The sequence below is a fragment of the Turicibacter sanguinis genome, assembly GCF_013046825.1.
Classification (GTDB): Bacteria; Bacillota_I; Bacilli_A; order MOL361; family Turicibacteraceae; genus Turicibacter; species Turicibacter sanguinis.
In genome coordinates, this window is the sequence record NZ_CP053187.1 from 437,084 (window position 1) to 452,142 (window position 15,059).

Consider the following 15,059-nt stretch of genomic DNA (forward strand, 5'->3'; position numbering starts at 1 on the left):
GTATTTCCTAGCTAGTAAGGATTGTACCTTTCCATATCAAGAGACTCGATTTTTATTTTTTTAATTTACGTTTTGCTAGTACAACAGTTAAGATGAATGGAACAACAATCGCAACCACCATTGCTACTGCAAACATTAACATGTGTGCTGGTTGAATTGATAAGATACCAGGTAATCCACCAATACCTACCGAGTTAGCCATAACACCTGTTGCAACTGAGATAACTGCTGCAATTCCCGAACCGATCATTCCGGCAATGAATGGGAATCCGTATTTCATATTGATACCGAAGATAGCTGGTTCAGTTACCCCTAAGTAAGCTGAGATACAAGCAGGAACTGAAACTTGTTTTTCTTCTTCATTTTTGCGATTTACATAAATCATACCAAGAACAGCTGAACCTTGAGCAATATTTGATAAAGCGATCATTGGCCATAACATTGTTCCACCAAACTCAGCAACTAACTGTAAGTCGATTGCGTTTGTCATATGGTGTAATCCTGTAATAACTAATGGTGCATAAGCAAATCCAAAAACTCCAGCAAATAACCATGAGAATGATGATGTTAATCCAGCATATACAACACCTGAAATCCAAGAACCAATTGCCCATCCAATAGGACCAAGTACTGTGTGTGCTAATAATACAGTTGGTACTAATGAGAAGAATGGAACAATAATCATTGAGATTGAATTTGGTGTAATTTTTTTGAAGAATCGCTCTAAGTAAACTAAAGTAAATCCGGCTAACATGGCTGGGATAACTTGTGCTTGATATCCAATCATATTAACTTGAGCAAATCCAAAATCCCAAACTGGAGCGACTGCATCTCCACCAACTGCGTAAGCATTTAATAACTGTGGTGAAACTAATGTAATCCCTAGAACAATACCAAGAATTTGTGTCGTTCCCATTTTCTTAGTTACAGCCCATGTAATTCCGACCGGTAAGAAGTGGAAGATTGCTTCCCCAATTAACCATAAGAAGCTATGAACACCTGACCAGAATTGTGAGATTTCAACTAATGTCTTTGTTCCATCTTCGAACATTTTAATGTCACCAATGACATTTCTAAATCCTAAAATTAACCCACCAATGATGATAGCTGGAATTAATGGTGAGAAAATTTCAGCTAAGTTAGCCATTAAACGTTGAATCCAACTCATATTTGATTTAGCAGCTTCTTTTACATCTTCTTTACTTGCATCTTGAATACCTGCTACAGATTTGAATTCATTATAAAATACGGCAACGTCATTTCCAATAATAACTTGGAATTGTCCTGCTTGTGTAAATGTTCCTTTTACGCATGGTAAAGCTTCAATTTTTTCTACTTCAGCTTTTTTTGGATCATTTAAAACAAATCGCATACGTGTCATACAGTGTGTGACAACGGCAACGTTTTCTTTTCCACCAACAAATTGTAAGAGTTGTTGAGCCTCTTGAGTAAATTTCCCCATAATGTACCTCCTTAAATTTTTTATTATGAATCGTTCATGTCCTTCATCCCCAAACATGTACGTATATGTTTGTTGCTACACACTTATTCTAACCTGTACGTATATGTTTGTCAACACACTTTTTACACCGTTTACATTTTTTATGTATACATTTTCAAAAAAAAACTCCTTCGACAAAACACGACAAAACCATTGATATTATCACGCTTTCATCATCTTTATTTTTATTATTTTTCCCTAAAAATTTTTTTAAAAAATAAAAAAATCATCAGCATAAACTGATGATTTTAACTATAATTTTTTTAAATCTTTCGCTATCTCATTCATACAATCTTCTGCTTGCGGATAAACGCCACACTTATCTAAAAAGGCATGATCCATCCCCTTATACTGAATATACCTAACTTCAACTCCGGCTGCGTTTAAACGATTAACGTATGCCTCATCCTGTAAACGTAAAAAATCATACTCTGCACTCACAATCAAAGTTTTTGGAAATTGACTCAAATCCTCTACCATTAATGGAGATAATTCTGGATGAACAAGTGGTATTTCATCACGAACATATAACTCATTGATTAACGGCATGCAATTTTTTATACTATGAATCGTACGCTTAACTAATTCATCATCAGACTCAAATGTATACTGATCTAAACTAAATTGATAACCTTCTTCTGATAATGAAACAACTGGATATAATAAAGCCATATACTTAATTCTTCTTAAACTTTTGACATCTCTTAATACACAACCTGCAGCCAAATTACCACCTGCACTATCACCCGAAATTCCAACACGATTGGAATCAATTCCTAAATCATTAGCATGATTAAAAATATAATTTACAACAGTGTCACAATCATTTAATCCATGTGGAAAAGGAGCCTCAGGAGATAAACGATAATCAATTGAAACAACGACTACGTGCGCTTTTTGAGCCATTGCTTTACATGGATTTTCAACTACATTTAAGTCTCCACCATAAAATCCCCCACCATGAATAAAAATAAGCGCTGGTAATAACCCTTTATGATTGATAGGATAATAAATTCGAACTGGGACACCATCTAAGATTTCATGTTTTACGATAATTCCTTCACTGATATCCAAGTTATCAAATCCCATTCCCTGTCTGATACGACCAATTTCAATTCCTTCAAATACCGTATCATCAACTTTTGAGAATTCTACTTTTGGTTTTAATCGCTGAATCTTTACACGTGGGTCAAGTCCCTTCGTTAATTCCGGTACTTCTTTTATTTGTGTTGGTACGCCATTAATCGTAATCATTTTAATTTTCGATAATTTGTCTAAGCATTGTTGATAATTTAAAATCATGATGGCCTCCTAAAAATAATCATCTATAATGTATACCTATCTTTATATTTCCGTTAGTCTAACATGTAGATAATTAATTGTCAACGATTTCAAAAAAGGAGCTATTTCTAGCTCCTTTTACTATGTCGTAACTAAATCTTTTAACTGACTTATCTCCTGAGATGCATTTGGCTGGTTAGCAAAATTTGAAGTTTCCTTAAGATTCTCAAAAGCAGTTGAAATCATTAGTTTGATACGATTCAGTTGATTGACCTCACTCGCACCAGGATCATAATCGATAGCCACAATATTAGTTCCTGGATACAGTCGTTTAAGTTCTTTAATCATTCCTTTCCCCGTCACATGATTTGGTAAACAGGCAAAAGGCTGCATACAAATAATATTTTTTACATCCATTTCAATCAGTTCAATCATTTCCCCTGTTAATAGCCAACCTTCTCCTGTTTTATGACCTAAAGAAACAACAGATTCAGCACCTTGTGCTATTTCTTTAATGGTTTTAGGTGGTTCAATCAAGTGACTATTTTTAAGAGCCTCTTTCATTAGACGTCGGTACTTCTCAATGACCTGAATGACTGATTGTCCCAAGAGCTTAGACCATTTTGATTTCAATAATAATTTATCTTCTTTGGAATAGGAACAATATAATAAGAAATCAATGAGTCCTGGGACTACAGCTTCTGCTCCTTCAGCCTCAACCAATTCTACAACATTATTATTAGCCGTTGGATGAAACTTTACTAAGATTTCTCCTACTAATCCAACACGTGGCTTTCTAATACGACGAATTGGTAAAGCTTCAAAATCTTTAATCATATCCTCAATATTTTCTTTATATTGTGTTTGATTAGGTGCCATTAAAGCCGTACTACAAATCTGTTCCCACTTTATATATAGTTGATTAGCTGACCCCTTAACGATTTCATACGGACGTGTTCGATATAATAAACTCATTAATAAATCACCGTAAACTAACGCCATTAAAGCACGGTTAATCAGTGGCCAACTTATTTTAAATCCTTCATTTTTTTCAAATCCTTGGGCACTTAATGAAATAACTGGAACTTGTTCAAAACCTGCATCCTGAAGTGCCTTTCTTAAAAATCCAATATAGTTCGTTGCGCGACATCCTCCACCTGTTTGCGTAATTAATAAAGATGTCTCATTTGGGTTATACTTACCAGATTTTAAGGCGTGAATCATTTGGCCAACAACTAAAATAGCGGGATAACAGGCATCATTATTTACATATTTTAACCCCTCATCAACCGCTTCATGGTCAAGAGATGGAAGAACTTCTACTTGATACCCTGATGCTTGAAAAGCAGCTTGTAAGAGGCCAAAATGAATCGGTGACATCTGAGGAGCTAAAATAGTATGTGTTTTTTTCATTTCTGTTGTAAATTCAATCGGATGATAAGTATTATCCACTTTAAGACGTTTAAAATGATTTTTTTCTCTCTCAAGCATCGTTGCTTTTAAAGAGCGTAATCGAATTCTTGCAGCCCCTAAATTATGGCCTTCATCAATTTTTAATGTCGTGTAAACTTTTGAATGAGCAGCTAAAATATCATGTACCTGATCTGTTGTCACAGCATCAAGTCCACATCCGAAAGAATTTAATTGTACCAATTCTAAATCATCTCTAGTTGCAACATAACTTGCGGCATTATATAAGCGAGTATGGTAAGTCCACTGATCCATTACACGAAGTGGTCGCTCTACTTCACCTAAATGAGAAATTGAATCCTCTGTCAATACAGCCATTCCAAGTGAATTAATCATCTCAGGAATTCCATGATTAATATGCGGATCAACATGATAAGGACGACCTGCCAATACAATCCCTTTCATGTTATGGTCCTCTAAATAGGCCAGTGTTAATTGACCATTTTCACGAATATCTCGTTTAAAATTCTCAAACTCTTTCCATCCCTTATCAACACTTTCACGAATTTCTTTCCAGGGGATATTAAAATCTTTAAAAACTTCGTGCAATCGTTTAGCTAATTTATCTTTTTGATCAAATGGCAGAAAAGGTTTAAGGTATAAGATATCTTTTTCACGTAAGACGTCTAAATTATTTTTAATCACTTCTGGATATGAAATAACAATTGGGCAGTTGTAGTGATTATCTGCCTTTTTATCTTCTTGTTTAGAATAAGTTAACGATGGATAAAAGATAAAATCCACCTTTTTTTCAACGAGGTTCATGATATGACCATGCACGAGTTTTCCAGGATAACAAACCGATTCAGATGGAATGGTCTCCATCCCTTTCTCATAAAGCTGATTAGAAGAAGGATCGGATAAAATCACACTAAAGTTTAAATTTGTAAAAAAGGTGACCCAGAATGGATAGTTTTCATACATATTTAAAACACGTGGAATTCCAACAGTTCCTCGTTTCGCAACCGATGGTTCAATGGTTTTGTAATTAAATAAACGATTATATTTATAACGAACTAAGTTAGGAATAGGACGTACTTCTGCCATTTTACCGGCCCCTCGTTCACATCGATTTCCCATCGTAAAACGTTCGCCATCTTTAAATTTATGAATAGTCAGTAAACAGTTATTTGAACATAATCCACATCTTGCACTTCGACTAGTTAACTCAAAATGTTCTAATGATGCTTGATTAATTAACGTTGAGACTTCCCCTTCTACATAACGCTCTTTTGCAATTAAAGCAGCTCCAAAAGCACCCATAATTCCTGAAATATCCGGTCGAATAGCTTGACGATTTGATAACTTTTCAAAAGCTTTTAAAACAGCATCATTATAAAAAGTTCCACCTTGAACCACAATTTTTTGTCCCAATTCTTCAGGATTTCTAAGTTTAATCACTTTAAATAGAGCATTTTTAATAACTGAATATGAAAGCCCTGCAGAAATATCCCCTACTTTGGCACCTTCTTTTTGTGACTGCTTGACTCTTGAGTTCATAAAAACCGTACATCGCGATCCTAAATCAACCGGATTCGAAGCATTGATAGCAGAATTCGCAAAGTCTTCGATGCTCAAATTCATTGATTTTGCAAAAGTATCTAAAAAAGACCCACAACCTGAAGAACAAGCTTCATTTAATAGGATACTTTCAATATTTCCATTTTTAATTTTTAAACATTTCATATCCTGTCCACCAATATCTAAAATACAATCGACACCCGGACAAAAGAAATCTGCCGCCTTATAATGGGCAATCGTTTCAATTTCACCAATATCCACTTTTAAGGCAGCTTTTAATAAGGCCTCTCCATATCCTGTAACAGTAGCTTTAACAATATGAGCCTCTAAAGGGAGTTGGTCATACAATGTTTTTAAAACACTAATCGTTGATTGCAAAGGACTGCCTTCATTACTTCCATAATAAGAAAAACAAAGGTTCCCGTCTTCATCAATGAGGGCAACTTTTGTTGTCGTGGACCCAGCATCAATTCCTAAAAAACAGTTGCCCGTTAAAGTAGATAACTCTCGTCGTCCTACTTTGGCCATTTGATGACGTTTTATAAAAGAATCATACTCATCATCTGATTCAAATAACGGTGTTAATCGAACCGATTCAGACGTGTGAACCTCTTTAATCGTTTGTAAAGAGTTCATAAACTGAGAAAAAGAGATCACTTTAGAATCCATTGAGGATAAGGCAGCTCCTTTTGCTACATATAGTTGAGAATCATTAGGAAGAATGACCTCCTCAGGCTTTAATTCCAGAGTTTCAATAAATCGATTTCTTAATTCTGATAAGAAGTATAAAGGTCCCCCTAAAAAGGCAACATTTCCACGAATTGGACGTCCACAGGCAAGCCCACTAATCGTTTGAATGACAACAGCTTGCAAAACTGAAACAGCAATATCTTCTTTTGCGACTCCTTCATTGATGAGAGGTTGCACATCGGTTTTAGCAAACACCCCACAACGGGCAGCAATAGGATGAATGACTTTATAATGTTTTGCAAGTTCATTTAACCCAAGGGTATCAACTTGTAATAACGATGCCATTTGATCAATAAATGCGCCGGTTCCACCTGCGCAAGTTCCATTCATGCGTTGTTCAATTCCATCTTTAAAATATGTGATTTTAGCATCCTCTCCCCCAAGTTCAATTGCAACATCAATTTGAGGATAGTAACGTTTTGTCACTTTTGTTGAAGCCACAACTTCTTGAATGAACGGAATATTTAGATGTTTAGCTATTGCAATTCCACCAGAACCTGTCATATTCACCGTAATATTATAATCTTTAAACTGTTCATACGCCTGTTTTAAAACAACGGTTAATGTTTTTAAGATGTCAGCAAAATGACGCTCATATGAACTAAATAGAAGCTCTTCTTTTTCATTTAAGATAACGGCTTTTACCGTTGTTGATCCCACATCAACCCCAATATGAATAAGTTTTTGTGTCATACTTACGCAGCTAACCTGCTCCCCTCCTTTATTGATACAACTTTTCCTTAACTCCTTTTTATCAATTTTCGATTCATATTTTCCATTTACAGTATATGGATGGTTTTTTCAATTTAGACTAAAAAAAGCTAACTCAAGATTTGAGTTAGCTTTTTTATATTTTTACTATAGGGTATTTTTAGACATGTTTTTTTGTAAAGTTTAAAACTATATTATTTGTTTTGAATATATTGTGCAGCATTTTCTCCTGCAATACGTCCTGAAGTATAAGCAAATCCACATGCTAATCCTTCATATGGAGGATAACTTCCGTTTGAATAATATCCACCTGCTGAAGAACCAACCACATATAATCCTGGAATAGCATTATAATCTAAATCAATGACTTCTAATTTTTCATTGACTTTAACTCCACCTACTGTTCCCAAATAAACAGCACGTGCTTCAAACGCATAGTAATTTCCTTCAGATACTTCATAAACTAATGAATCTGCTGATTTACCGTAGTCAGTATCTTTTTTATTTTGAACCATTGTATTATAGCGTGCAACAGTTTCTTCTAATTCTTCAACTTTCATTCCAGTTGAAGCTGCTAATTCTTCTAATGTACTTCCTTTGAATGCTGAACCAGCTTCTACAGCTGCATCTGCCATAGCAACGAAGTCTCCCGTTCCTGCTGTATATCCAGGTCCTGCGTCAGATAATTTAATGTTTGCTCCATTTGAGAAATCTTCTAATGTTGCTTCATCGACAATGATGTAGTAACGTCCACCTGCTGAATAGGCAACATTTGACCAGAATACTGTATCATAGATAGCATCTTCATTTCCGATACGTGTTCCTGAGGCATCAACCCATAATAATGGTGCCATTAAAACTTGTGTTAATAAGTCTTCAGAATGTCCTTGAGCTCCTGTTGAAGAGTTTGCCAATTGAGCGGCATGTAATAAAGCAGTTGATGAATCCCAAGGAATTCCTCCTGCTTCAATTGCAGCATCAATTCCTTCACCAAAGTTGGCAACACCTAATGAATAAACTAAATCTGTATGTAAGTTTTCATATACTTTTTCAGTATTTGCTCCATATCCACCAGTTGCAATAATAACAGCATCCGCATTAACAGTTAAAATTCCACCATCTTCTTTAGTTGCTGTGATTCCTGTTACAGTTCCATCTTCAGCTTGTAAAATTTCATTTAAGCTTGTATTCGTACGAACTTCAGCTCCCATTTCTTCTAAATGAGTATAGAAATTCTCAAATCCTGCTTGTGAATCAACAAACTTGTGATAAGCTTTCCATTTGTATAAGTTATCTTCATGCGCTGCTTGAGTTGTTGTTGACGGTAAATAGAACTCCATTCCATATGACTCTAACCAATCAACTGTTGAAGCAGATTTTTCAACAATAGCACGTGTTAATGGTCCATTTGATAAATATTGATTAAATTCTAAAAGTTGAGAAACAGCTTCATCAACCGTTAAGTTTAATCCTTCTTCTTTTTGTAAAGTTGACTCAACCGCAAACATTCCTGATGCTAACATTGAGTTTCCACCAACTGAGTTAGTCATTTCAATAATTAAAACATCAGTTCCAGCCTCCGCAGCAGCTAAAGCAGCAGCGGTTCCAGAACCACCTGCTCCAACAACAACTAACTCAACTGTTACTTCTTCATCAACACCTGTTTTTGTTACTTTACGATTTTTCATTAATTCTACATCAAAACCAGCTTGTCCTAACGCATCTTCTACTGCAGTTAAAACACTGTTACTCGTTCCAGTGGCACCTGAAATCGTATCAACTGCAAGACTTTGATGTTCAACGATCGATGCTGCTAATTTAGGTGCAGCTGCTCCCCCAATCGTTGGTGTTTCTCCTGATGCATCAACGTCAATTGAAAGAATTGTTCCTTCATCGTCAACCTCAACTGTTGCGACAACATCTCCTCCAAACCCTGCTGCCGTTCCAGTGTATGTTCCTGCAATCACATTAGCTGTTGTTGCACCTGTTGTAGCATCATTCTGTTGCTCTTCCGTTACATTATTTGACTGACATCCAAATAAAACTGATGCCGCTAACATGATAGACATCAAGCTAAATGTCGTCTTTTTGAAAGCTTTGTTCATCATTAAGACGAACCCCCTTAAATATGTTATTTTTTTCACGATTTACACAGATATTATAACAAAATTTCACAATGTGGTAAGTTGAGTCTAATAAGTAAAAAAGTGGTTTATTTTAAGAAATGTTGTTTAATTTAGTTTGATATTGTAGAATGAGGGGGCGAAAGGATGAGATTGATTTGATCATTAACAACGAGACTTTTATACCATTTCATAAAGCATTACAAATAAAAAACCATCAAGGTTTTACTTTCAATGAATCAAAAAATATTTATACCAAAAAGAATTCATTTAATAAGTTATTTCATTATCAAATCTGCACGATACCTGATGATATCTCATCAATTATAGCTAAATCATCCTGTTTTACCATGTTGATATTTTTCAATAAATGTAAACTTATAATTGGTAATGAAACCATTATTTGCATGCCTTATTCCATTATGTTTATAAAAAAAGGATGCCATTATAAACTTCAAAAAAAACAGTCAACTGACGTGGTTTTTATCTTTGACTGTCATGAAGATTTTTTTGATAACTTCATTGTTTCACAAATTGCAGACTGCCCTATTTTTTACGATTTATTAAATTTAACAGATGCAAAAAATGAGTATCTATTATTTGATTATCAAAAAGATTCATCCATTCTCTCAACCCTTCATTTGTTCTTAACTGAATTGACACAATATAAACAGGCTGTGCATTCCGCTAAAAACTATAAACTGTTGTTAGTGATTCTAATGTCACAACTCGATCGAAATCATATTCCCTACCTCGTTATTCATGACTCCAGTATGATGCAATGCTATGATGAAGGGAAAATTTTAAAATATTTAAGTGATAATTTTTGCACCGCAACGCTATCTTCAACAGCTGAATATTTCAATTTTCATCCGGCCTATTTTTCAACATTATTTAAAAAGCTTTTCCACCAGTCCTTTTCGAAAAAACTTCTCTCACTTAAACTTGAGCATGCTAAACGGTTATTAATAACCACTAATTTAACAACAACTGAAATCATGCATTGTGTTGGCTTTAATGATAAAAGTTATTTCTTTAAATCCTTTAAAACTTACTATCAAATCACGCCTTTACAGTATCGAAAAACGTATTCTTCTTTATATCAAAACAAAAAAAATCCTACTGAGTAGGATTTTTTTTATTCATCAAAATAATTAAGATACTTATAACCACTAAAGCAACTTATCGTTTTAATGCCTGTAACACATTAGCGTAATTCGGTTCTTCTGTGACTTCTTCACAGTACTCTACATAAGTAATCGTATCAGTTTCATCTACAACAAAAACAGCACGAGTTAACAGTCCTAATTCTTTAATATACGTTCCAAACTTCATACCAAAGTCATGTTTTTTATAATCAGATAAAACTTGTATGTTATCAATTCCAGCCGCTCCACACCATCTAGCTTGTGCAAAGGGAAGATCCATTGAAATGACATAAACACTTACATTATCAAGCGCTGCTGCTTCTTGATTAAACCGACGAACCTCTGTATCACAAACGGGTGTATCAATGGATGGAACACTAACATAAACCTTCTTACCTGTAAAATTTTTAGATTCAACCGCATTTAATTCTTGATCAGTCACAACAAATTTCGGAGAAGGGTGTCCTACTTTAACATGAGTTCCTTCAAGTGTCACATAATTTCCTTTAAATTTAACATTCATACAACTACTCCTTTATTTAAACTTATCTATCTTAATATGGCTAAAAAAACTGTTTTTAATGTTACCTTTTTTTATTCTTTGTATATTTTATTAAGAGATACGTTAGGACAATGTCCTGTAGGAGGCGATCTATCATGGTGACTTCACATCATCCTTCATCATTTGCTAAAGGATTAAACTTTTATAAGCTTTTTTGGCTTTTTTTTGTCGCATCCTTCTTAGGAGTCGTCATTGAAACGATATGGTGTATGATAACCCGTGGTGTTATTGAGAGTCGAACTGGCTTAATTCTTGGGCCTTTTAATCTAGTTTACGGATTAGGTGCTTTATGCATGACCGCTGGCCTCTATCCTTTAAGAGAAAAACCAGACCGAATCATCTTAGCAGGAGGATTTGTGATTGGAAGTATTTTTGAATATATTTGTAGCTATTTTCAAGAGCAATGTTTTGGGACTATATCTTGGGACTATAGTAATTTTTGGTTCAATTTAAATGGTCGAGTTAATTTACTTTACTCATTATTTTGGGGATTATTAGCCATTGCTTGGATTCGATATATTTTCCCGAAAGCTTCTATCTTAATCGAAAAAATCCCAAATCATATTGGTATTCCATTAACTTGGATATTGGTTTTCTTTATGGTGTTCAATACATCGGCATCTGCTATGGCTCTTTACCGTCAATCTGAAAGAAGATTAGAAATACCTCCAAGCAATAGAATTGAAGCATTTTTTGATGATTATTATCCTGACGAAGTCATGGAAAAAATTTATCCTAATATGGTTTATATTGAATAAAAAAATGCTCTATAAAAGAGCATTTTTTTATTAGATACGTCAGACTAAGACCTATTTAACAGTCAAAATAATTTTGGAAATTAGACATTTGATCATCTCCATCTGATTCTATTTCATGTTTTTTATGATGTGCACGTGATAAAACTTTCAAGACAATAAATAAAAGAAAACAGCAAAGTAAAATAGAATATTTTGAAACGAGATGAACTAGAAATGTCCCGCAAAATGCACCTATACAAAATGATCCGATAATCGCATAGTATCGCCCACTAATTCGACCGGATTCCTTATCCTTCGTGGATAAATACTGAAATAAATGGCGTGTAGCCGAACGAAGATTTCCGGTACAGGTCATTGTCACATAAGATTGTCCAACTAAGTTTTTAAAGGTGCATCCCTGCATAGCAGAAATAAATGAAATTGAAACATTAATGATACTTGATGGAAATAAATCAGCAGTAAAAGCAATGATTGCTAGTAATATGATTTCAATGGTTAACATGCGCATACGCCAAATCCCTGGACCGATTGCCTTATAGTGTTTTCGAATCGCTTCGGTAACTAAAATTCCAATAAAATATGATAAAATCGGTGCTAGATAATATAAGGCATCTAACCAAAGTCCTTCTGCTAAAAGTATACATAAAAGGACGATATTTCCAGTCTGGGCATTCGCAAATACATGCCCCTCCAAAAGATAGGTATAAGCATCTAAAAATCCCCCAACAACAGCTAGCATCATGCCTACTTTTAATGTTTGATGAATAGGGATATACACTTTTTCTTCCATCGCCCTCCCCTCCTTTTATTAGATAAATCCAAATATTTTTAAATGAGTCTTAGCAGTTCAATCTTGTTGATGAAGATCATAATTGTCCTCAACCTAAAAGTTTTTATACAGATAAATTCTTTCTAGACTCATCTATATATTCTTGTTTTATCATATGCTGAAGTAAGAGACTAAAAGCATTATAAATCGCTAGAAAAATAAAAAAAGGAGCTATCTTTTTTCAAGATAACTCCTAAAAATAACAATATCCAAACTCAATTTTTTAAATAAATCCAAACATTTTTTATCAACTTATTCCATATAGACCCGTCGTTGGATCTTGAAATAGTGGGATATGAATCGGATTAAAAGTGAACCAAATAAAAAGTATCACAATGACTGCAATCAAAAACAAAGCAATCATTTCATGAATTCCTTTTCCATATTTATAATTTCGATATCCAACGTACTGTCCAACTAGAAAAGCTAAAAAGACGATAAAGATATCAATTGCCATATTTTCAATACCAAAGGCACCAGTATAAAAGTAATACATAACCGGAACAGCAAGTATTGCAACGACTAAAGAGATAAATTGGCTCGTAAACCATTTCGCAGCATCAATTCGATACGTATGACGTTTTACAAAATAATAAATGGTCCACCACAAAATAGTCGGCCATAAAATAACCTTACAATGCTCCCATGTACTTTCATTCACTGGTGAGAAGATTCCCGCTACCATATTTTGTCCTGTTAAATCATAGATAAAATGAAATCCAACTGCTAAAACAAATAGCCCGATAATCCCTTTTAAAATCCATTTTTGAGGGGGGACAGTATCAAAGTATGACATGAAATCACGACTCCTTTAAACAAGGTATTTTTGAGTAATTTCTTTTAATTGTTCTTCATTTTGCTTAATATAACTTTCAAAGTCTAGTCCTGACTCTTCAACTAAAAGAGCTAGTTCATATAAAAATTCTGGAATACGTGTTTTTTGAATTTCACCAAAGACTTCACCAAGACGAGTTTTTCCTACTTCATATTTACCACCAATCCATAATGTGAAGCATTCTTCTACAGTAGCACCAACCTTTTTCTTTTTACCCGTAAATCCGATTCCACTAATTTGATGTACTCCACAAGAATTTCCACACCCTGAAAAATGAACAGCGGGAAGTAATTCTGTTTTACATTGTTTTTCCTTAAAATATTCCATTGTCTGTTTTAATACACCTTGACTATTACATAATCCAATTTGACAAGTTGGAATTCCGATACAAGCAACACTATGCTCAAACGGAGTGTCTCCTCCCATCGATTCAGTTAATTCTAACAATCCTTTTGCTTCTTTACCCGTTAAGTTTCTAAAATAAACACCTTCGGTCATAGCCAAACGAATGTCTACCCCTTCAATATTAGCTAAATAATCTAAGATTTTTTTCAAATCTGCTACTTCGAATTGTCCACCAATCGGGTGAAGATAAACACTATATAACCCTTCTTGTTTTTGTGCAAAAAGGCGTTTTGATTCTACGTCACACTCACAACCAATTTTATGAATTTCTTGTGGTGTAATATTTAATTCTAAACCACCTTTATTTTTTGCCTCATCTAAATGCTTTTGATAAGCTTCAATAAAAGCTTCTTCACCCATTCGTTCTACGATATATCGAACACGGGCCTTATTACGATTTTCATAATCACCTTCAGCTTTAAATAAATTAACCATTGCTTCTAAATGATAAAGAACATCATTTGGATTAATTAACGTTGGATATTTAACTGCTAGTCTAGGATTTTGTCCAAGACCCCCACCTAAATAAACTTCAAAATAATGCTGACCTTCCTGAGTTACCGCTAAGAAACCTAAATCTTGTACGGTACAATGTCCCTCATCCGCATTACTGCTTGAAAAAGAGACTTTTAATTTACGAGGTAAATGATACGTATAAATTTGTTTTAAGAAGTAATCACCTGCGGCCCATGCATACGGTGTCACATCAAAAGCCTCAAGTGGATTTACACCAGAGAGTGGAGAAATAGCAACATTTCGTGGAAAGTTTCCACCAGCACCTCGTGTGTAAATATCATGGTCAAGTGCTTCTTCCATTAAATCACATACTTCATCAATTGATAAACCATGCAGTTGAATGGCTTGACGTGTTGTTAAATGAATTCGTTCCATATGATATTTTGTAGCCAGATTATAAACTGTATTCAACTGATCAAATGTTAACATCCCAGAAGGAATACGAAGTCGAATCATGAATTCTTTTCCACCTTTATGGGCATAGACCCCAAATCCTCCTGAGACATGTTTAAATTGCATCATATTTAGTTCACCATTAACAAATTGATGCCCCTTCTCACGAAAAACCTTCATTTCGTTACGAAGCACTTCTTTTAACTGACTCATTCTACTACCACCTTATTTTTTTATAATCTACTTTTAATTTGTC

10 protein-coding genes are annotated in these 15,059 nt (G+C 34.4%); 2 read left to right on the plus strand and 8 right to left on the minus strand.

What is annotated here, in order from left to right; all coding sequences use genetic code 11:
- Positions 1-52: 52 nt before the first annotated feature.
- From treP to HLK68_RS02300, 4 genes are all read right to left on the minus strand, one after another.
- Positions 53-1,462, minus strand: coding sequence for a PTS system trehalose-specific EIIBC component (gene treP / locus HLK68_RS02285; RefSeq protein WP_006784233.1), 1,410 nt, complete (start codon positions 1,460-1,462; stop codon positions 53-55).
- Between the two features lie 291 nt (positions 1,463-1,753).
- Complete coding sequence (locus HLK68_RS02290; protein ID WP_009607205.1) at positions 1,754-2,803, minus strand: alpha/beta hydrolase; 1,050 nt, start codon at positions 2,801-2,803, stop codon at positions 1,754-1,756.
- A gap of 120 nt (positions 2,804-2,923) precedes the next feature.
- A complete protein-coding gene (locus tag HLK68_RS02295) occupies positions 2,924-7,216 on the minus strand; it encodes a 2-hydroxyacyl-CoA dehydratase (protein WP_006784230.1) in 4,293 nt (1,430 codons plus the stop codon).
- A gap of 212 nt (positions 7,217-7,428) precedes the next feature.
- Entirely contained in the window at positions 7,429-9,342 is a 1,914-nt protein-coding gene (locus HLK68_RS02300; protein ID WP_132942812.1) for an FAD-dependent oxidoreductase, read from the minus strand.
- A 437-nt stretch (positions 9,343-9,779) separates the two neighbouring features.
- Here HLK68_RS02300 and HLK68_RS02305 point away from each other — a divergent pair, with 437 nt between their 5' ends.
- The gene (locus HLK68_RS02305; protein ID WP_238843627.1) at positions 9,780-10,487 is read left to right on the plus strand and encodes a helix-turn-helix domain-containing protein; all 708 of its coding nucleotides are present in this window, start codon (positions 9,780-9,782) and stop codon (positions 10,485-10,487) included.
- A 52-nt stretch (positions 10,488-10,539) separates the two neighbouring features.
- Here the strand turns inward: HLK68_RS02305 and tpx are convergent, their stop codons facing one another.
- Entirely contained in the window at positions 10,540-11,028 is a 489-nt protein-coding gene (gene tpx, locus HLK68_RS02310) for a thiol peroxidase (protein ID WP_006784155.1), read from the minus strand.
- Positions 11,029-11,162: 134 nt separating this feature from the next.
- Between tpx and HLK68_RS02315 the strand changes: the two genes are divergently transcribed.
- Positions 11,163-11,825, plus strand: a complete 663-nt coding sequence (locus tag HLK68_RS02315) for a putative ABC transporter permease (protein ID WP_006784156.1) — start codon at positions 11,163-11,165, stop codon at positions 11,823-11,825.
- Positions 11,826-11,880: 55 nt separating this feature from the next.
- On the opposite strand, the gene HLK68_RS02320 is transcribed toward HLK68_RS02315, so the two are convergent.
- From HLK68_RS02320 to HLK68_RS02330, 3 genes are all read right to left on the minus strand, one after another.
- Positions 11,881-12,615 carry a YoaK family protein gene (locus HLK68_RS02320; protein WP_009606960.1) on the minus strand — a complete coding sequence of 245 codons (735 nt, stop codon included), beginning with the start codon at positions 12,613-12,615 and terminating at the stop codon, positions 11,881-11,883.
- Positions 12,616-12,901: 286 nt separating this feature from the next.
- Positions 12,902-13,450 carry a DUF6512 family protein gene (locus HLK68_RS02325; protein ID WP_006784158.1) on the minus strand — a complete coding sequence of 183 codons (549 nt, stop codon included), beginning with the start codon at positions 13,448-13,450 and terminating at the stop codon, positions 12,902-12,904.
- Positions 13,451-13,465: 15 nt separating this feature from the next.
- The gene (locus HLK68_RS02330) at positions 13,466-15,016 is read right to left on the minus strand and encodes a nitrite/sulfite reductase (protein ID WP_006784159.1); all 1,551 of its coding nucleotides are present in this window, start codon (positions 15,014-15,016) and stop codon (positions 13,466-13,468) included.
- Positions 15,017-15,059: the final 43 nt, after the last annotated feature.